Source organism: Nocardia sp. NPDC051756 (genome assembly GCF_040681495.1).
Classification (GTDB): Bacteria; Actinomycetota; Actinomycetes; order Mycobacteriales; family Mycobacteriaceae; genus Nocardia.
Map to the genome: position 1 here is coordinate 114,927 of NZ_JBFAYV010000003.1, position 19,377 is coordinate 134,303.

A 19,377-nucleotide genomic window follows, 5' to 3' on the forward strand; every position below is an offset into this window, starting at 1 on the left:
CGACGACCGCTGACTATGGTCGAAGACGGCCGTATGACGTATGTGCGAAAAGCGCCGGACAGTGCTCAAATGATCACCGCGGTGCGGGAACGTTCGCGGTCCCGCGCCGGTTGAAGCCAAGCATGGCCGCAGCGCGTCTGCGGCCGACCAACGGTGTGCGGGAATGCCCGCACAGGTGTGCAGCGAAGCGACAGGAGTGGCGCACATGGGTGAGCTCAAGCTCGGATACAAGGCGTCGGCGGAACAGTTCGGCCCGCGCGAACTGGTGGAGATCGCGGTGCTGGCCGAGGAACACGGCCTCGACAGCGCGACGGTCAGCGATCACTTCCAGCCGTGGCGGCACAAGGGCGGGCACGCGCCGTTCTCGCTGGCCTGGATGGCCGCGGTCGGCGAACGCACGAAGCGGATCCAGCTCGGCACCTCGGTGCTCACCCCCACCTTCCGCTACAACCCCGCGGTGATCGCCCAGGCCTTCGCCACCATGGGTTGCCTCTACCCGGACCGGATCATGCTCGGGGTCGGCTCCGGCGAGGCGCTCAACGAGATCGCCACCGGGTACCAGGGCGAGTGGCCGGAGTTCAAGGAGCGCTTCGCCCGGCTGCGCGAGTCGGTCGAGCTGATGCGCGCGCTGTGGACCGGCGACCGCGTCGACTTCGCCGGCGAGTACTACAACACCGTCGGCGCGTCCATCTACGACGTGCCCAAGGGCGGCATCCCGGTCTACATCGCCGCCGGCGGACCGCTGGTCGCGCGCTACGCCGGCCGCGCCGGTGACGGCTTCATCTGCACCTCCGGCAAGGGCATGGAGCTCTACACCGACAAGCTGATGCCCGCCGTCGCCGAGGGCGCCGCCAAGGCCGGCCGCACGGTCGACGACATCGACCGGATGATCGAGATCAAGATCTCCTACGACACCGATCCCGAACTGGCCCTGGAGAACACCCGCTTCTGGGCCCCACTGAGCCTGACCCCCGAACAGAAGCACAGCATCACCGACCCGATCGAAATGGAAGCCGCCGCCGACGCCCTCCCGATCGAACAGATCGCCAAACGCTGGATCGTCGCCAGCGACCCCGACCAAACCGTCGACCTGATCAAGCCCTACCTCGAAGCCGGCCTCAACCACCTGGTCTTCCACGCCCCCGGCCACGACCAACGCCGCTTCCTCGACCTCTTCCAGCGCGATCTGGCGCCCCGCCTGCGCGCACTGGGCTGATCCACAGACCACCCATACGTCTCACAGGGACTGAACTCCCTGTGAGACGTATGCAGGCTCTGTGGGGCCAGTTATCCCCAACCCTGGACTTGTCCACATTTGACCACGGGGGTCTGGTGGACGACGGTTCGGTCACCGAGGATCGCCGCATGGACGTTCCCCAGGTGACTAGCCGCGCGAGCGCGCTGCGGGATGGGTACACCGATCGTGAGCTGCGGGCCGGGTGGCGACGGGTTCGCCGCGGCTACTACCTCGATGCCGAAGGTGCCGCGGATCTGACTGTCGCCCAACAACATCTGACGCGCACTGACGCTGTCGCACAAGCTTCCAGCCCGGACGCGATCATCAGCCATATCTCGGCGGCGGTAGCGCACGACCTCGACGTATGGGCCGCACCGCTGACGCGAGTTCATCTGCTACGCAACCGTTCGACCGGCGGACGTGCCACCCGGCAACTGCTGTTGCATTCGATGCGCATCACCCCCGACGAAGTCGTGCGGGTCGGCAACCGACAGGTCACCACCGTGGCGCGCACTGTCATCGACTTGGCCCGGACGCTGCCGTTCGAACAAGCAGTCGTCATCGGGGACAGCGCCCTGCGACTCGAAAAGACAACCCGCGCCGGTTTGATCGAGCAGCTCGCACGCTATTCCGGGCCAGGCACTCCGGCGGCGCGACGAGTAGTCGACTTCGTGGACGGCCGCTCCGAGAGCCCCGGTGAATCGCGCAGCCGGGTCGCACTGCACGCGGCGCACTTCCCGAAACCAGAACTCCAGGCCCGCATCGTCACCCCCGATCACCGCTTCGTCGCCAGGGTCGACTTCCTGTTCCCCGAACTCGGCCTTGTCGGCGAATTCGACGGACTTGCGAAGTACCGCAGCCATTTACGCGGCTCCCGGCCGCCGGAAGACGTCGTCATCGCCGAAAAGGCCCGCGAGGACGCCCTGCGCGCGCTCGGCTGGCTCGTCGTCCGCTGGACCTGGCACGAACTCGGCACCACCACCTGGCTCACCCGCCTCACCCAAGCGGCCCGAATCGCCCGGTCCGCCCGCCGCACCGGCTACTGGCACCCGGAACCCACAGACCGTCCACACGTTTCACAGGGCATCAACCCTCTGTGAGACGTACGGACGGTCTGTGGGTTGCTAGCTCAGCGCGTGGTCGAGGTCGGAGAGGAGGTCCTCGACGTCTTCGAGGCCGACGGAGATGCGGACTACGCCGTCGGAGAGGCCGATGGTGGCTCGGCCTTCCGGGCCCATGGCGCGGTGGGTTGTGGTGGCGGGGTGGGTGATCAACGACTTGGCGTCGCCGAGGTTGTTCGAGATGTCGATGATGCGCAGGCGGTTGAGGACTTCGAAGGCGCGCTTCTTCGCCTCGTTCGCGGGCGCGTTCAGCTCGAAGGTGACCACGGTGCCGCCGGCACTCATCTGGCCGGTGGCCAGGTCGTGCTGCGGATGTGATTCCAGGAACGGGTATTTCACCCAGCTGACCGAGTTGTTGGTCTCCAGGAAGCGGGCGATGCGCAACGCGGATTCGGTCGAATGCCGCACCCGCAGCGGCATCGTCTCCAGACCCTTGAGCAGCGTCCACGCGTTGAACGGGCTCAGCGCCGGACCGGTATGGCGCATCAGCGTTTTCACCGGCCCGTCGATGTAATCTTTGGCGCCGAGGATCGCGCCGCCGAGCACCCGGCCCTGGCCGTCGATGTGCTTGGTACCCGAGTAGACGACCACGTCGGCACCCAGCTCGAAACCGCGTTGCAGCAAGGGCGTGGCAAAGACGTTGTCCAGCACCACCTTCGCGCCCGCGGCATGCGCGAGCTCGGTGACCCGGCGCACGTCGACCAGGGTCTGCATGGGGTTGGCCGGCGTCTCGAAGAACACCGCCTGGGTCGGCACCGACAGCGCCTGCTCCCACTGGTCCAGATCCTCGCCGTCGACGAAGACGGTCTCCACGCCCCAGCGCGGCAGGATCTCGTTGCACACCACGAAGCAGGACCCGAACAGGCTGCGCGCGGCCACAAGTCGATCACCGGCGCCGAGCAGCGCGCCCAGCGCGGTGAACACCGCGGACATCCCGCTCGCGGTCGCGAAGCAGGCCTCGGCGCCGTCGAGCAGCCGCATCCGCTCCTCGAACATGGCGACCGTCGGGTTGCCGTAACGGGAGTAGACGAAATGCTCGACGTCGCCCGTGAACGCGGCTTCGGCGGCCTCCGCGCTCTCGTAGACGAAGCCGGAGGTCAGATACAGCGCCTCGGAGGTTTCCTCGAAACCGGAGCGGCGCAACCCCCCTCGCACGCCGAGGGTCGCCGGGCCGACGCCCTCGGGCAGCGGCTTGTCGAACGCACCACCTGTGATCACGACTGCCTCCCGACAGAGCTCCGCGACAACGCGTCAACCGAACAGCACGTGCTCATGACTGCCGCCAGGGCAGGCCGAGGGCGCGCCAGCCGGCGCCGCCGCGATGTCCGTCCGCGTCGACCGGGCCCTCGAAGCCCTCGAGCACGTTGTACGAGGTGCCGAACCCGGCCTGGGTCGAGGCGATCGCCGCGCCGATCGAGCGCTGGCCCGAACGACAGAGGAAGATCACCGGAGCCTCCGGGTTGTGCCCGTCGAGCGCCGTGACCAGCTGCTCGGTGAACTCGCCGTTGCGCGTCCCGGTCGAATCGACCCACTCGATCAGTACCGTCGGGCGCTCGATCGAGCTGGTGTCGGGCACGCCGACGAACTTCCATTCGGCCTCGGTGCGCACGTCGACCAGGACGGCTTCGGGGTTGTCGCGCAACAGATCCCAAGCCTGCTGCGGGGTGATGTCACCGGCATAACTCATCTGGACCCTCCTAGAATCCGCACTTGCCACGCTCAGGTTTGACGCGCGGCCAGGTCGTCACCCGGAGCACCCCACCGCGGAGGAGGGTTGCCGACCAGTATTGCCGGGGCTTGACACTGGTTCTCATGACCTTCTGCTGAGATTGCCTGGACGAGGGTCACCCTGTCAAATGGCTGCTCACGGTATGAGAATGCTCAATTACAGACCAACCATTTGTCTCCCGAGCGGGTCAGATTCCAGGTGGAAGTCTGCTCGTCACCGTCGACCTTGGTGGTGACCGTTGCCTTCGCCCGATCGCCGTCGCGCTGCGGATCGACGAGTTTCGTGATTTCCACGGTCTTTCCGCCGCCGGAACGCCCGGCGAGTGGGGAGCGTTTCGGGTCGAAGCCCGCGCAGCCCGCACCAGGTGGGGGCACCAGGTCGGTGCTGTTGGACCCCTCGACGAAGTTGCGCACCGCGGCGGCGATCCGGTCGGAATCTGTGACATTTTTCTCAGCGGGCGACATGACCCCGCCGATGATGATCGCGCCGAGCACGATGACCGCGATCACGGCCGCGGCGACGAACGGTGCCACGGAACGCTTGTCGGTCTGGTCGACCGTGATGACTTCGTCCTCGGCGGGTGACTCCTGATCGCTCATACGACGATGATCCCTGGTCGGCGGGGATATCCGGTGCTCGCCCCCACCGCGGGCGAACGCGAGCGGCGAAGGTCGTCGCGCCGCGCGGGGATCAACGCCGCGCAATCGGGTAACCCGGACAGAACGCCCGGGGCGGCATCCATTCAGTTCACGCACCGCCGGGGGCCGCCTCGGCCGCCACGGATAGAATCGCGAGACTGCGGCCTGCTGTCATAGCCGCGACTGGGGTGGCCACGAGCCGACAACCTCAGTGTCCGCGCCGTCAGGTGCAACCAGCCAGCGCGTAACTTAGCCTAGGCTAAGGAAGACGCCGTTAATTTGTTCTCGACCATAAGGGTGCGCGTAAAAGATGACCGAACAGAGTGCAGCTGACCGCCCGCTCCGCATCGCCATCGTTGGCGCCGGGCCTGCGGGAATCTATGCCGCCGACGCCCTGATGAAGTCGGATGCCGAGGTGAGCATCGACCTGTTCGAGCGCATGCCCGCGCCGTTCGGGCTGATCCGCTACGGCGTCGCGCCGGACCACCCGCGGATCAAGGGCATCATCACCGCCCTGCACAAGGTGCTGGACAAGCCGCAGGTCCGCCTGCTCGGCAACATCGACTACGGCACCGACATCACCCTCGATGACCTGCGCACCTTCTACGACGCGGTGATCTTCTCCACCGGCGCCAACGCCGACCGCGCGCTCGGCATCCCCGGCATCGGCCTGGACGGCTCCTACGGCGCCGCCGACTTCGTCTCCTGGTACGACGGCCACCCGGACGTGCCGCGCACCTGGCCGCTGGACGCGGAGAAGGTCGCCGTGCTCGGCGTCGGCAATGTCGCGCTCGACGTGGCCCGCGTGCTGGCCAAGACCGGCGACGAGCTGCTGCCGACCGAGATCCCGCCGAACGTCTACGCCGGCCTCAAGGCCAACAAGGCGCTCGAGGTGCACGTGTTCGGCCGCCGCGGCCCGGCCCAGGCCAAGTTCACCCCGCTGGAACTGCGCGAGCTGGATCATTCGCCGACCATCGAGGTCATCGTCGATCCCGAGGACATCGACTACGACGAGGGCTCCGAGGCCGCGCGCCGGCACTCCAAGCAAGTCGACATGATCGCGAACACGCTCGAGCAGTGGGCGATTCGCGACGTCGGCAACCGCCCGCACAAGCTGTTCCTGCACTTCTTCGAGTCGCCCGCGGAGATCCTCGGCGAGGACGGCAAGGTCACCGGCCTGCGTACCGAGCGCACCCAGCTCGACGGCACCGGCAACGTCAAGGGCACCGGCACGTTCAAGGAATGGGACGTGCAGGCGGTCTACCGCGCGGTCGGCTACCTGTCGCAGAACCTGACCAACCTGCCGTTCGACGACCAGGCAGGCACCGTGCCCAACGAGGCGGGCCGGGTGATCGGCGACGAGAACGCCGACGGCGCCGACCGTTACGTCCCGGCCACCTACGTCACCGGCTGGATCAAGCGCGGCCCGGTCGGCCTCATCGGCCACACCAAGGGCGACGCCAACGAGACCGTGGCCTGCCTGCTCGACGACAGCGCGAACTTCACCCCGGCCGCCCAGCCGGAGCTGGACGCGGTCACCGAGTTCCTGGAGAGCAAGGGCATTCCGTTCACCACCTGGCAGGGCTGGTACCGCCTGGACGCGCACGAGCGCTCGCTCGGCGAGCCCGAGGGCCGCGAGCGGGTCAAGGTCGTCGAGCGCGAGGACATGCTGCGCGCGAGCGAGCCGCACAAGGTCTGATCGACCCGGGTTTGTTACCTCCACGACAGCAGAAAAACTCGCACTGAGGCATTCTGTACAGGTGTTCGATGCCCATCTCCACATCTTCGATCCGCGGTTCCCGCGGTTCGAGAACGAGGGCTACCTGCCCGGCCCGTTCACCATCGCCGACTATCGAAAGCGCATGTCCCGCTTCGACGTCGGCGGCGGAGCCGTGGTCAGCGGGTCGTTCCAGGGCACCGATCAGACGTACCTGAGGGCGGCCCTCGCCGAGCTCGGCGAGGGCTGGGTCGGGGTCACCCGGCTCGACCTGGACGCCACCGACGACGAGATCCTCGAACTGGACCGGATCGGCGTGCGCGGGCTGCGGTTCAACCTCAAGCGGGCCGCCGCCGACATCACCGGCATGACGTTGCAGGCGCTGCGGGCGCACGAGCTGGTCGGCTGGCACGTCGAGGTGTACATCGACGGCCAGATGCTCGCGTCGTTGCAGCCGGTGATCTCGAAACTTCCGGTCTTCTGCATCGACCACCTAGGCATGTCCGACGAGGGCCTGCCCTACCTGCTGGATCTGGTGGATCGCGGCGCGCGGGTCAAGGCGACCGGGTTCGGGCGGGTCGCGCTGAGCGTGCCGGACACCCTGCGGCGCATTCACGCGGTCAACCCGGAAGCCCTGATGTTCGGCACCGACCTGCCCGGCACCCGCGCGGGCCGCCCCTTCCAGGACTCCGACGTCGACCTCATCTGCGACGTGGTCGGCACCGACATGTTCGCCGTCCTGGAAGACAACGCCCGCGCGTTCTACCGCCTCCCCGCCCGGCTCCGCCCCCTACCGGCCGACCCGACCCCCACGCTGCCCTTGACACACACCGACCAGCCGACGCTGCCCATCCGCCGCGATGCCCTTCCCAAAGCCGATGCGGCAGACACCATCCCGTTTCCGGTCATCGAGTAGATCGTTCGCCAAAGGCTTTCGGTTGTCCTCCGAATATCCGACATTATTCGATTTCCCTCGCCGGTACACTCGATATACCGGAGGGGGTCCCATTGTCAGCGAATCACAGACCGAGTCTGGCACTCCATCGCGCGAACTCCTTTGTGCGCAGCACAATAGCGGCCGTCCGGTCTGAAAAATTCTTAGATAGGCTCATAATCCGCGCGCGAGCCTCGGCCAGAGCCGAAGTCGACAGGTTGCCGCTACGCGTGTACTTCGCACGGGCGATGGACGGCGAACCACGCGACGGCATCTTGCAGACGGCGGCAGTCGTGCGCAAAGAACTGCGATTTATCGATGCCGAGATGATCGACCCGTTCACGGCTTCCGAGCTTCCCGCACGGGACGAATGCACGGACTCGGTTGAATTTGCCAACCGCATCGTTCCCGATGATCTAGCCCTCCTGGCCACGGCAGACGCAATTCTGATGGACATGACAATTCCGGACCGAAATTACATCGGTTGCTCGTGCGAGCTGACCTACGCACATATCATGAATATTCCGGTCTTTACGTATGTGGGCGACACGGGATACGAGAAGCGCAGTTGGCTGATTTATCATGCAACCGTTGTTACCAAAACACGAAGTCAATGCCTGGATGCTCTCCACACGTGGGGCGCAACATCCATATCGACCTGATATTCACGATCGAGGTTTCACATGTCCACTGCAGACTGCTTTCTCTGCGAAATACCACGAAGCATTCCGACGCAGCTGCCTCGGCATGATCGACCGTTGGCCGCAGTGCCAGGAACAGGGTATGCGATTCCCGCGCTCGGGGCGCTGGCACCCGGTCACCTCCTGGTAGTTCCGGAGCGGCACTGGTTCTCCACCAGTTCCATCTCGGTCAGCGCAACCGCGTTCGCGGCTTTCGTCCTGGAAGTGCTGGGCCGGGTTGAATCATATTACGGCCCGGCGACGATATTCGAGCACGGCGCGTGTGCGCTGCAGATCCGCCGTTCAGCCTGCGTGACACACGCCCACCTGCAGATACTTCCCGGCAAATATGCGCTGCACACCGTAGCGGACACGGTACCGCGGTGCTCATTCAGCTCGATCGCCGATTTCATCGGATCCGGTGTCGAACAGCGGGGTTATCTGATGTACCAAGAGCCGGGCGACAGCGTCAGCTACATACCGGATCCGGCCGTGTCACAACTGGTCCGACGTCACGTGGCCGCACAGGTCGGACGACCGACGGAGTGGGACTACCTAGTATTTCAAAATCACGACACAATTGCCGACACGATTCGGAATCTCTCCAGTTTGAAGGATGTACCTGTCGGCTGACCTCGGAAGGTTTAGCATGTCGTCCATGCCGATGGGACATGTTGTCACACAGCTCGACATATGGGACGAGTGGCACGCGGAGCGCGATATCTACGGGCGAGGTCGTTCGCAACAAAAACTAACCAATATGCTAATCGAGGCATTGAGCCCGCTACCAGGGAAGAGCATCCTCGAGCTCGGTTGCGGCCAGGGGCGGGACGCCATACTGTTCGCCGAAAATGGCGCAAAGGTTTACGCATCAGATATTTCCGAAGTTGCCATAGCAAAATCTCAGAAAAATGCCCTGTCCGCCGGCGTGAACATACTGTTCGATCGACACGATATGAGCGAAGGGCAGCTCCCCGAGTTCAGCATAAGCCAATTCGACGGAGTCTTTTGCCACCTCTCATTACATTATTTCACGCAATCCGTGACCGCGCTACTGTTCAAGGAAATCGCCCGGTCGACGCGAAGCGGTGGATTTCTGGCATTCATGGTTAAATCCACCAAGGATCCCTCTTTCGGCCTCGGCGAACAGTTGGAAGACAACATGTTTCGACGCAAAGGCCATGTCCGGCATTTCTTTTCCACGGATTACACCCGGAACCTCCTCTTATCCGATTGGGAGATTCTATCTTTCGACGAACCAGCAGAATGTTATCAAAGCACAACACCGAGTGCATTTATTCGAGTTGTCGCCAGGAAGAGCTAGCGGGACCGATTTACCGTGATACCAGGATTCGATCTAGCGTTACTCGATCAGATCGTTGATCGATCGATCGAGCTGCTCGTTTCGACACACTCGCAGACGACGTCGAACGGCGGCGGCTGGTACCACCGGCTGGACGATCCAACACCAGGGCCGTCGGCCACGGCCGTTGCGTTGGAGACCCTTGTCCGATGCGATGCGCAGTCATCGCTGCTCGGTGCCGGACTTCAGTTTCTGCGATCGCGACAGCTGGTTTCAACCGATCCATTGTGCAACGGCGGATGGGCCGTCAACACGAGCTTCGGCCATCCCCTGCTCGAGGCGACAGCGGTGGTCACGAGGTTTCTCGGGTACGCAAAAGTGCAGTGCCTCGATTCATCTCCGGATCTCGGCCAGGCCGTGGATTGGATTCTGGCAAACCAGGACGGTAGCGGTGGCTGGGGATCCTTCCTCGGTCAACCGCCCCGAACCTGGCTGACTTGCTTGGCGCTACAGGCGCTGCACGAAGCCAGTCCGTTCGACCCCGCGATCAATCGCGGGGTCGACTGGCTGGTGCGTCAACGTTCCCGTTCCGCGCCCGCCGCATGGGGCGAATCCCGCCTGTCGGAGCCGACAGTCGTCCATACCTCGTATTGTCTGCTGATGCTGCGCCAGCTGACGTCAGCTCGTACGGATCGACAGCACGTAGAGGCGGTCGAGCATGGATTCCGCTGGCTCACCGGGCATTTGAACTCCACATCGATCTTCGATGAGGCCTCGCGGGTGGAGAGCTACAACATCACCGGAAACGTGGATGGCCGCGATGTCACGTGGCATGGCCAGGTGTGGCACCACGGAATGCCCTTCGCGCTCTCGGCGCTGCTCCGGCACCCCGGTGGCGTTCCGCCGGTGACGGCTGCGGTCCTGAAAACTGTCATGGATTCCCAACTGCCCGACGGTCATTGGCCGAATATCGACAGCGCGTCCGGCCGTTCGATCTGGGACGTGTATCCGTTTGTATTGTCGGTGATGGATGCCCGGACCGTGCCCTTCCACCGGCCGGGCAGCCGCATCGACTGGTTGAGCGACGACGCTGTCGTCGTGCGCCAGGGGACCACGAAAAATACGCCTTTGGCCAGGCTTGGCTGGTCGTCACGACGCGACCAGTTGGTCACCTTGGCGAAGCGGCACTGGGCCACATTTCTGCTGATCGCCTGTGTAGCAGGCAGTCTGGTGCTGTGGAGGCTCGGCGTGATCGAGCCGAAAGACATCGCATTAAGCCTCGTCCTGCCGCTTGTCCTGCTCCTGGTTCAAGAAACACGCCGACTGAGGTGACCGACTGACCTTCTCAGGCGGCGATCGCGCCGATCACCCAGGCGCCGGTGGCGAGCAGGGCGCCGAGGAGTTCGATGAGCATGGACAGGCCGACGCCCTTGAGCGCGTGCACCGTTGACTGCCAAGCCTGTTGGCCGATGCGCAGGCGCTGGAGTTCGGAGAGGTAGACGCCGAGCACGAAGCCGACGAACAGGCCGACCACGGGGATGACGAAGAACCCGACGATGCCGAGGACCGCGCCGAGCACGAGCGAGCGGTTGGCCACGCCCGCGTCCTTCATCTTCCGGCCGGGCCAGGTGTATTTGATGACGCCGGACAGTACCAACAGTGCGGTGCTGATGCCGAAGACGATCCAGGCGGTCGCGCCGCCGGTCATGAAGGCCCACACCGCGATTGCGCCGAAGATCAGGATGACGCCCGGCAGGATCGGGATGATGATGCCGAGCAGTCCGACCAGAATGACCAGGCCGACGACGACCTCCCCCGCCGCACTCACGACTCCGCCTCGCTGACGCTCGGCTCCGCCGTTCGCGCAGGCGCGCTGTGACTTCGGTTCGCTCGCTGGCGCTCGCTCACGACCGCGCCCCGTCGGTCTCTCGCATGACTCCACCTCACCGCGCGGGCTCGCCGGACGTTCCCGCGATTGGTGCGCTGCTGAGATTGTGTCGTACCGGATGCGTCCGCGCACGACCCCGGAGCAAGGGTGCCCCCGGCGACCGCGGCGATGGATGAGGCAGCGTTATTGTCATACTGTCAATACACCGGCCGGTCCGCTTCCCGAAGCGCCGCCGCAGTGCCGGTGTGCTGGATCAACGACGAACCGAGGTAGGGCGTGAGCACTCCATCCACCGCCGCTAAAGGCCCGCTGGCGGGCATCAAGGTCATCGAGCTGGCCGGTATCGGCCCGGGCCCGCACGCCGCGCTGCTGCTCGCCGATCTGGGCGCCGACGTGGTGCGGATCCAGCGCGCGGGGCAGCTCCCCGGCGGGTTCGACCGGCCGCAGCAGCGCGGGCGGACCATCGTCGAGGCGAACCTCAAGGACCCGGCCGACATCGAGAAGGTGCTCGGGCTGGTCGAGCGGGCGGACGTGCTCATCGAGGGCTTCCGGCCGGGCGTGACCGAACGGATGGGACTCGGCCCGGACGACGCGCTCGCACGCAACCCGCGCCTGGTCTACGGGCGGATGACCGGCTGGGGCCAGGAGGGCCCGCTCGCCGATCGCGCCGGGCACGACATCAACTACATCTCCATCACCGGCGTGCTGCACGCCATCGGCCGCAAGGGCGAGCGCCCGGTGCCGCCGTTGAACATGGTCGGCGACTTCGGCGGCGGCTCGATGTTCCTGGTCTTCGGCCTGCTGGCCGCGCTGGTCGAGCGGCAGACCTCGGGCAAGGGCCAGGTCGTCGACGCGGCGATGGTCGATGGCGCGCTGGCCCTTTCGCACATGATCTGGGGCATGCGCGGGTACGGCGCGTGGTCCGACGAGCGCGGCGTGAACCTGCTCGACACCGGAATGGCGTTCTACGACACCTACGAGACCGCCGACGGCAAGTACATGGCGGTCGGCTCGATCGAGCCGCAGTTCTACGCGCAGCTGCTCGCGGGCCTCGGCATCGACCCGGAGGGCCTGCCCTTCCAGCTCGATCCGGCCGGCCAGGAAACGCTGAAAAAGCTGTTCACCGAGCGCTTCCTGACCAAGAACCGCGACGAATGGGCGGAGATCTTCGTCGGCACCGACGCCTGCGTCTCCCCCGTGCTCACCTTCGAGGAGGCCACGAAGAACGAGCACATCGCGGCCCGCGGGTCGTTGATCGAGGTCGACAACATCACCCAGCACGCGCCGGCGCCGCGGTTCTCCCGTACCCCGAACGGCATTCCGACCCCGCCGCCCAACGAGGCGACGCCGATCGAATCCGTTTGGGCCGACTGACTTCTCGACACCGAAGGCCTCGGGCGCGCCCCGGGGCCTTGCGTGTGTCCATGGCCGGCCGGGTCAGGCGGCGACCGGTGCCTCGATCGGACGGCCGCCGTCCGCCAGTCCACGAGTGACGAGCTTGGCGATGCGGGCCACCATGGTGCGCGGGCGGCGGGGCAGCAGATGCGCACTGGCGAAGTTCTGCACGCCGGGCACGACGTAACCCTTGTTGCGCTCCAGCGCACGCAGCGACGACCGGACAACCTGTGCGGCACTGCCCATTTGGCCCAACGCGGCATCGCGGGTGCCGACGGTGTCGAAGAACGCCGTCTCGGTCGGGCCGGGGCAGACGGCGAGCACCTTGATGCCGCGGCCGCGGTATTCGCTCCACAGCGACAGGCTGAAGTTCAGCACGAACGCCTTGCCGGAGGAGTACGTCGCGAAGTACGGCGACGGCTGAAAAGCCGCAATAGAGGCGACGTTCACGATTTCACCGCGGCCGCGCTCGACCATGGCCGGAATCAAGCGGCGGGTGAGCCCCGCCAGCGCAACGACATTGACCATCAGCTGGTCCTGTTCGCGGTCGGCGTCGAGGTCCTCGAAGCGGCCCGCGCTGCCGAAGCCCGCGTTGTTGATCAGGACGTCGACCGAAAGGTCGCGTGCCGCAAGCTCATCCGCCACCCGGGCGGCGGCGTCCGGCGCGGTGAGGTCTTGGCCGATGACCTCGACGCGCACGCCGTGCTGCTGATGCAGTTGTGCGGCAAGTGATTCCAGACGCGGCAGCGATCGGGCCACCAGGACCAGGTCGTCGCCGCGGGCGGCCAGCGCGGCCGCGAATTCGGCGCCGATCCCGGACGAGGCGCCGGTGACGAGAGCGGTGTTTCCAGTGCGGGTCATGTCGTAGCTCCTTCGAATTGATGCAACATCATAGTAGCGCTATCTCGCTTAACTGCAACATTAGTGTTGCATCTTCACGATAAACCGCAGCTCATATGTAGTGTGTTGTGGAGAACCACGGAACGGAGCACCCATGTCGTCCACGTCCGCACGGCCCCTGCGCGCCGACGCCGAGCGCACCGTCCGCGCCATCCTGGACGCGGCGGAACGGGTGCTGAGCGAGAACCCGCACGCGACGCTCGAGCAGATCGCCGAGGCCGCCGGAGTGGCGCGCACGACCGTGCACCGCCGCTTCGCCAATCGGGACGATCTGGTGCGCACCATGGCGGTCGCCGCCTGGCGGCGGATCGCGGCCGCGGTCGACGCCGCCCGGCCGCTGACCGCCCCGCCGCTGGTCGCGCTGCATCAGGCCACCGCCAATGTCATCGAGGTCAAGTACGGGGCCGCGTACGCGCTCGAACGGGTGGAAAGTACCGACCCCGAGGTCGCCGAACTCCAGGCGGACGTCTACGCGAAATGCGATGCGGCGCTGGGTCGCGCGCGCGCCGACGGATTGATCGCGGCCGACGCCGACCTCACCTGGGTCCGGCGGGTCTATCTCGCGCTGATCACCGAAACCGTGCACGGCAGCACCGAATTGGACGGCACCACCGACCCGGACACCCTCGCGGGGCGAGTCATCGACACGCTGCTCCGCGGCGTCGGCACCCGCCGGTAGCCGCCCGCGTCACCCCTTGCGAGGCAACGACATCAGTAGCAGGTGAGCGGTTGCAGCGGATCCGCCGCACGCGGAGTCAGCGCCTCGTAGGCGGCGGCAATTGCCTTGACCGCCAAGCGGAGTTCCGGTTCCTGATGGGTGAACGGCAACCGGATGAACCGCTCGAACGCACCCTGGACGCCGAATCGCGGTCCGGCAGCGAGCAATACGCCGTGATTGGGCGCGGTGGCGGCCAGCGCGGTGGAGACCGGAGCGGGTAGCTGCGCCCACACGGACATACCGCCCGCGCCGTAACTGAGCCGCCAATCCGGCAGCTCCTCGGCCACCGTCTCGACCAACGCGGCACGCTGAGCACGCAACTGGTCTCGGCGGCGGTCGAGGATGGTGTCCGCGTTGGCCAGCAGGTGGCAGGTGGCCAGCTGGTCCATCACCGGGGTGCCGAGGTCGACCGTGGAGCGGATGCCGAGCAGCTTGGTGATCAGCGGCTGGTTGGTCCGGATCCAGCCGACCCGCAGGCCGCCCCAGAACGACTTCGAGGCCGAGCCGATGGTGACGATCTCGTTGCCCTTGGCGAACGCCGCGACCGGCGGCTGCTGCGGCTCGCCGGTCAGGTGTAGATCGGCCATCGACTCGTCGATCACCACGGTCATCCTGGTTTCCCTGGCGATGGCGGCCAGTTCCGCGCGGCCGTCCGCGTCCAGCAGCAGGCCGGTCGGGTTGTTGAAGTCCGGCACCAGGTAGGCCAGGGTCGCCGCGGTTTGCCGTGCGGCACTGCGGATTCCGTCGAGGTCCCAGCCCTGGCCCGGGGACTCCGGGCGCAGCGGCACCGGCACCGGCCGGGCACCGACGTCGCGGATCGCCTCGATGGCGTTCGGGTAGGTCGGGTGGTCGATGAGTACTCGCGCCGCGGGCGCGGTGAGCACGTTCAGCAGTAGGCGCAGGCCGTGCTGGGCGCCGAGGGTGACCAGAATCTGGTCCGGCTCGGTGGGCAGGCCGCGCTCGGTGAATCGGCGGGCGATCGCCTCGCGCAGCGCGAGCACGCCGACCGGGTCCATGCCGTGCGTGCCGAGGTAGGCCGGAAGGCCCTCCAGCGCAACCGAATACGCCTCCTGCATTTCCAGCGGCGCGGCCATCGCGGCATAGGTCATGTCGATGGTCGGCAGCTCGGAGGCCGCCATCATCGCCAGGATGCTCCGGGCCGGCTTGCTGCCGTCGTGCTGCACGTCGCGCGGCAGGGCGACGGTGCTGCGCGAGCCCTGCCTGCTGATCAGGTAGCCGTTCTCGCGCAGCAGGGAGTAGGTCGAGGTGATCGTCGTACGACTGACCCCGAGGGTGCCGGCCAGGTCGCGCTCGCTGGGCAGCGCGACGCCGAGCGGGGCGCGGCCGTCGTGGATCAGCAGCCGAATGCCCTCGGCGAGTGCGAGATACGCCGGGCGCGCGGACCGCCGAGTCGACTCGATCTCGCCGTCCTCATCCACGTTCCGCCACCGGCCCAGGTCGCGAGCCAGCGTGCCCGCTCCGATAACTCTCGTCGCCATAAGGTCCAGTATCGAGGGAGTGGATATTTAAAGCAAGGCCAGTCTGGGCGCAGGCTTGCCTCATGACCACACTTGCCACCCTGATCATCGTCGCCGCCTTCGGCTACCTGGTCTATCGCTCCATACCGCGCGGCGCCGAGCGGGCATTCCGCCTGGAACGGTTCCATCCACGCACCCCGATGTCCGACTGGACCTCTTCCTACTACGACGAGCAGCGGCGTTACTCGGATCTGGCCGCGATCTACGGTCGCCGCGATGTGCCGGAAGCGGAACCGGCCGCCGTCCACGAGCCGGAACCCGTGCAGCCGAAGGCGGTTCCGGCCGCACCGGTCCTCGCCGAACCGACTCGGCCGACCGCCGAAATGCCGGCTGACCAGTACGCATGGCGGTCGCGGCGCACCGTCGCGCCCGGCCTCACCGCGCCGCGGCGGCCGGCCAAGGGCGTCCGGCGACTCGTCACGGACCCGAGCACCCTCGACAGCAAGGCCAGTTGAGTAAAACTGGACTGGAATAGCGAAATTTGTCGGTGCCGCCGTGCACACTGAAAGCATGAGCGCCCCCCGTTGCCTGTCCGCCGAGGCGACACTCTTCGACACCGCGATCGGCCTCTGCGCGATCGCGTGGAGCGGTGCGACCGTGATCCGGTTCCAGCTCCCCGAGGCAAACCCGGCCGCGACCCGCGCGCGCATCACCCGCCGCCGCACCGGCCTGCCGGACGACGAGGTCCGCGAACAGACCCCCACCGGCGCGATCGCCGAGGCCATCACGGGCATCCGCGCCCACCTCGCCGGCGAACTCGACGACCTGCGCTGGATCCCTCTGGACACCAGCGGAATTCCGGAATTCCACCGCGCGGTCTACGAGGTCACCCGCGCCATCGATCCCGGCCACACGCTCACCTACGGCCAGGTGGCCGACCGCATCGGCCAGCCCGGCGCCGCCCAGGCGGTCGGACAAGCCTTGGGCCGCAATCCGATTCCGCTGATCATCCCGTGCCACCGGGTGCTCGCCGCGGACAACGCGCTGACCGGTTTCTCCGCGCCCGGCGGCGTCACCACCAAGCAGAACCTGCTGGAAATCGAACGCACCCCTGGGTTCGGCGAACCAACCCTGTTCTGAGTGAACGGTTCTCACGCGCGGCACGCGGTGCACGCGGTGCACGCGCCGCGGGCCGAGCACAATCCCGCCGGCGGCGGGACCGATCGCCAATCCTGGACGGTTGTCCGTAAATAACGTTCACCGACGTACCGGGCCGTACCACGCACGAGAACGGCATAGTGAGCAGCATCACAGACTTCCGGGTGCTGATCCGGCCGCCGCGGCCGCCGATGAATTCACCCACCCGGCACCGTCTGAACAGGCATAGGCACCAACGACCGTTGGCCGACACCCCGCTGCGAAAGTGAGACTGTTGTGGAGACCGTGACCTCCGCCGACGGAACGGTGATCGCGTACGACCGCCACGAGGGCCATGCCGGAACGGTGATCCTGATCGGCGGCGCGTTCGGCTACCGCAAGTTCCCCAAGATGGTCGAGCTGGCCACCGCGCTCAACGAGCACTACGGCCTCACCGTGCTCAACTACGACCGGCGCGGCCGCGGCGACAGCACCGAGGCCACCGGCGGCTACGACGTCGAACGCGAGATCGACGACCTCGCCGCCCTGATCGAGGCCGCGGGCGGGTCGGCGATGCTGTTCGGCTGGTCGTCCGGCGCGGCGCTCGCGCTGCGGGCCGCCGGGTCCGGGCGCATCCTCGGCATCACCAAGGTGGTCGCGTTCGAGCCGCCGTTCGTGGTCGACCACGAGGGTTTCGTTCCGGCCGCCGATCTGGAACAGACGCTGCACGAACTGGTCGCCGCCGACCGCCGCGCCGATACCGTCCGCTTCTACATGACCAAGGCGATGGGCGTCCCGCGCCCGTTCGTCTCCGTCATGCGCTTCACCCCGTTCTGGAAGAACCTGCTCGCCACCGCGAACTCGACCCCGCACGACTGGGCGGTCATGCGCGAGTTCATGCGCGGCGAACCGCTGCGTCCCGCGGACTGGACCGCCGTCAAGGCGCAGACCCTGGTCATCGCGGGCGCCAAGAGCGATGCGCTGCTCCGCAAGGGCGCCAAGGCGATCGCCGCCGTCCTCCCCGACGCCGAACTCCAGGAAGTCGCCAAACTCAGCCACAACCCGAACGTCGGCCTGCTCGCCCCGCCCGCGGGTGAATTTCTCACCGGCGCAGCGGAAAACGCCGGCTAACGCGCCGTAGCCGAGCGCGGACCTGACAGCCGTCAGGCAGTAGCGCCGAAGCCCGCGCCCGCGCTGCCGCCGAGTAGACCACCGGCGACGCCACCCGCCACTGCGGCGGGGATGCCGAGCACGGCCGCACCGGCCACCGCGCCGGCACCCGCGCCGATCGCGGCGCCCGCTCCGGTGGTCGCCGCGGCGATCGGCCACGCCGCAACGAAGGCCGCGCCCACGGCCGGGAGCGCACCGGCTCCGGCGGTCGGGATTCCGGCGGCAGCGGCCGCGATCGCACCACCCGCGGCGGTGCCCGCGACGCCGACCACGAAGCCGATGCCCGCGCCGACGCCGGCCCCGATGGCCGCGCCGCCGACTCCGCCGACCACGGCGGCGGGGATCCCGGCGATCGCGGCACCGGCCACCGCGCCGCCGACCGCACCGGCCGCGGTCGCGGCGGCGATCTTGTCGGAGCGGGTCGGGTTGATGCCGATGGAACGGCCGCCGGTGGCGATGGCCGCCTCGACGCCCGCTGCGGTGTCGTTGACCCCGTCGAGCAGTTCGTTGGGCACCTCGTTCGGGGCCGGGGCGGAGAAGTCGCCGATCCGGAGGGTGCGCGGGGGCGGGGCGATCGGCGCGACGGGCTCGACCGGCTGCGGCGTGTGCAGCTGCTGCGGCTGGATCGGCGGGGCCGGTTCCGGTGTCGGCACCGGGCGGGCGTAGTTGAGGCTCTGGGTGTCCGCGGGATCGGCCGGCGCGGGCTTCGGGCCGGTGACGCCCTGCTGGTTCGGGGTGCTGACGCCGGGCTGGCTCGGCGAACGCTCGGGCGCGACCGGGGCGCTCGGCGCACTCGGCGTGGTCACGCCGGGCTGGGTCGGGGTGCCGGGGTCGGCGACCGCCACGCCCGCGCAGGCGACCGCGACGGCCAGCGGGAGCGCGCCGACGAGCGGGCGCAGGCCGCGTCGGGTCGTCGGATTGTTCAGTTCGAGATACCGACGAGCCACGTCGAAGCACCACCATCAGGTTTGGGTCAGCCAGCACGTCCCCGCGTACTGCGCGCTCGCACCCTATCTTTAGCTGAACGGATGCTGTCAAGTCGAGAAACCGACTTCACATTTCCTCGATCCACTGAATTACGCCCGCTAAATGTCCGAATTGCAGCAAATACTGTCGGCGCTAGTCGGCAGAATTGAAATTAGCTGAAAGATCACTATCTGGATTGACTTGAGTAATGCATCGTCGCTAACCACCTCAGCCAGAACGAGATTCGGCCACTGTTTCGTCGAGTCGCACCCGGCCGCGGCAAGCACCGAGAAGTACCCGCCGTGGGGGATCCGCACGCACCGAGGTCGTCCCTGCGGCGGGTGTCCGTAGTCCTTTGGCGGGAGT

Annotated in this window: 20 protein-coding genes and 1 riboswitch; of the genes, 13 read left to right on the top strand and 7 right to left on the bottom strand. The window is 67.0% G+C overall.

Annotated features, from left to right (window positions below; all coding sequences use genetic code 11):
• Nucleotides 1-205: 205 nt before the first annotated feature.
• Nucleotides 206-1,216, top strand: coding sequence for a glucose-6-phosphate dehydrogenase (coenzyme-F420) (gene fgd, locus AB0M22_RS12160; RefSeq protein ID WP_364724426.1), 1,011 nt, complete (start codon nucleotides 206-208; stop codon nucleotides 1,214-1,216).
• 149 nt (nucleotides 1,217-1,365) lie between these two features.
• Nucleotides 1,366-2,337: a hypothetical protein gene (locus AB0M22_RS12165; RefSeq protein ID WP_364724428.1), complete on the top strand. Its 972-nt coding sequence runs from the start codon at nucleotides 1,366-1,368 to the stop codon at nucleotides 2,335-2,337.
• Nucleotides 2,338-2,361: 24 nt separating this feature from the next.
• On the opposite strand, the gene AB0M22_RS12170 is transcribed toward AB0M22_RS12165, so the two are convergent.
• The 3 genes from AB0M22_RS12170 to AB0M22_RS12180 form a co-directional block, all read right to left on the bottom strand.
• Complete coding sequence (locus tag AB0M22_RS12170) at nucleotides 2,362-3,576, bottom strand: O-succinylhomoserine sulfhydrylase (protein ID WP_364724431.1); 1,215 nt, start codon at nucleotides 3,574-3,576, stop codon at nucleotides 2,362-2,364.
• Nucleotides 3,577-3,628: 52 nt separating this feature from the next.
• Nucleotides 3,629-4,045, bottom strand: coding sequence for a rhodanese-like domain-containing protein (locus AB0M22_RS12175; protein WP_364724433.1), 417 nt, complete (start codon nucleotides 4,043-4,045; stop codon nucleotides 3,629-3,631).
• Nucleotides 4,046-4,059: 14 nt separating this feature from the next.
• Nucleotides 4,060-4,176: riboswitch (SAM riboswitch) on the bottom strand.
• Nucleotides 4,177-4,239: 63 nt separating this feature from the next.
• A complete protein-coding gene (locus AB0M22_RS12180) occupies nucleotides 4,240-4,686 on the bottom strand; it encodes a hypothetical protein (RefSeq protein WP_364724436.1) in 447 nt (148 codons plus the stop codon).
• A 349-nt stretch (nucleotides 4,687-5,035) separates the two neighbouring features.
• Here AB0M22_RS12180 and AB0M22_RS12185 point away from each other — a divergent pair, with 349 nt between their 5' ends.
• From AB0M22_RS12185 to AB0M22_RS12210, 6 genes are all read left to right on the top strand, one after another.
• The gene (locus AB0M22_RS12185) at nucleotides 5,036-6,424 is read left to right on the top strand and encodes an FAD-dependent oxidoreductase (RefSeq protein WP_364724440.1); all 1,389 of its coding nucleotides are present in this window, start codon (nucleotides 5,036-5,038) and stop codon (nucleotides 6,422-6,424) included.
• A gap of 61 nt (nucleotides 6,425-6,485) precedes the next feature.
• Entirely contained in the window at nucleotides 6,486-7,358 is an 873-nt protein-coding gene (locus AB0M22_RS12190; RefSeq protein WP_364724443.1) for an amidohydrolase family protein, read from the top strand.
• Nucleotides 7,359-7,606: 248 nt separating this feature from the next.
• Complete coding sequence (locus AB0M22_RS12195) at nucleotides 7,607-8,038, top strand: hypothetical protein (protein WP_364724446.1); 432 nt, start codon at nucleotides 7,607-7,609, stop codon at nucleotides 8,036-8,038.
• Nucleotides 8,039-8,134: 96 nt separating this feature from the next.
• On the top strand, nucleotides 8,135-8,689 hold the full coding sequence (locus AB0M22_RS12200) for a hypothetical protein (RefSeq protein WP_364724448.1): 555 nt from the start codon (nucleotides 8,135-8,137) through the stop codon (nucleotides 8,687-8,689).
• Between the two features lie 25 nt (nucleotides 8,690-8,714).
• Entirely contained in the window at nucleotides 8,715-9,380 is a 666-nt protein-coding gene (locus AB0M22_RS12205; RefSeq protein ID WP_364724451.1) for a class I SAM-dependent methyltransferase, read from the top strand.
• A 15-nt stretch (nucleotides 9,381-9,395) separates the two neighbouring features.
• Entirely contained in the window at nucleotides 9,396-10,691 is a 1,296-nt protein-coding gene (locus AB0M22_RS12210) for a prenyltransferase/squalene oxidase repeat-containing protein (RefSeq protein WP_364724454.1), read from the top strand.
• A gap of 13 nt (nucleotides 10,692-10,704) precedes the next feature.
• On the opposite strand, the gene AB0M22_RS12215 is transcribed toward AB0M22_RS12210, so the two are convergent.
• Nucleotides 10,705-11,187, bottom strand: coding sequence for a DUF456 domain-containing protein (locus AB0M22_RS12215; protein WP_364724457.1), 483 nt, complete (start codon nucleotides 11,185-11,187; stop codon nucleotides 10,705-10,707).
• 336 nt (nucleotides 11,188-11,523) lie between these two features.
• Here AB0M22_RS12215 and AB0M22_RS12220 point away from each other — a divergent pair, with 336 nt between their 5' ends.
• Nucleotides 11,524-12,621: a CaiB/BaiF CoA-transferase family protein gene (locus AB0M22_RS12220; protein ID WP_364724459.1), complete on the top strand. Its 1,098-nt coding sequence runs from the start codon at nucleotides 11,524-11,526 to the stop codon at nucleotides 12,619-12,621.
• 63 nt (nucleotides 12,622-12,684) lie between these two features.
• On the opposite strand, the gene AB0M22_RS12225 is transcribed toward AB0M22_RS12220, so the two are convergent.
• Entirely contained in the window at nucleotides 12,685-13,503 is an 819-nt protein-coding gene (locus AB0M22_RS12225) for an SDR family oxidoreductase (RefSeq protein ID WP_364724463.1), read from the bottom strand.
• Between the two features lie 133 nt (nucleotides 13,504-13,636).
• Here AB0M22_RS12225 and AB0M22_RS12230 point away from each other — a divergent pair, with 133 nt between their 5' ends.
• On the top strand, nucleotides 13,637-14,221 hold the full coding sequence (locus AB0M22_RS12230; protein WP_364724466.1) for a helix-turn-helix domain-containing protein: 585 nt from the start codon (nucleotides 13,637-13,639) through the stop codon (nucleotides 14,219-14,221).
• A 32-nt stretch (nucleotides 14,222-14,253) separates the two neighbouring features.
• Here AB0M22_RS12230 and AB0M22_RS12235 read toward each other — a convergent pair whose 3' ends face one another.
• The gene (locus tag AB0M22_RS12235) at nucleotides 14,254-15,759 is read right to left on the bottom strand and encodes a PLP-dependent aminotransferase family protein (RefSeq protein ID WP_364724468.1); all 1,506 of its coding nucleotides are present in this window, start codon (nucleotides 15,757-15,759) and stop codon (nucleotides 14,254-14,256) included.
• A 62-nt stretch (nucleotides 15,760-15,821) separates the two neighbouring features.
• Between AB0M22_RS12235 and AB0M22_RS12240 the strand changes: the two genes are divergently transcribed.
• From AB0M22_RS12240 to AB0M22_RS12250, 3 genes are all read left to right on the top strand, one after another.
• Entirely contained in the window at nucleotides 15,822-16,253 is a 432-nt protein-coding gene (locus AB0M22_RS12240) for a hypothetical protein (protein ID WP_364724471.1), read from the top strand.
• Nucleotides 16,254-16,308: 55 nt separating this feature from the next.
• Complete coding sequence (locus AB0M22_RS12245; protein WP_364724474.1) at nucleotides 16,309-16,878, top strand: methylated-DNA--[protein]-cysteine S-methyltransferase; 570 nt, start codon at nucleotides 16,309-16,311, stop codon at nucleotides 16,876-16,878.
• Nucleotides 16,879-17,172: 294 nt separating this feature from the next.
• Nucleotides 17,173-18,006: an alpha/beta hydrolase gene (locus AB0M22_RS12250; protein ID WP_364724477.1), complete on the top strand. Its 834-nt coding sequence runs from the start codon at nucleotides 17,173-17,175 to the stop codon at nucleotides 18,004-18,006.
• Nucleotides 18,007-18,038: 32 nt separating this feature from the next.
• Here AB0M22_RS12250 and AB0M22_RS12255 read toward each other — a convergent pair whose 3' ends face one another.
• A complete protein-coding gene (locus tag AB0M22_RS12255) occupies nucleotides 18,039-18,992 on the bottom strand; it encodes a hypothetical protein (protein WP_364724479.1) in 954 nt (317 codons plus the stop codon).
• Nucleotides 18,993-19,377: the final 385 nt, after the last annotated feature.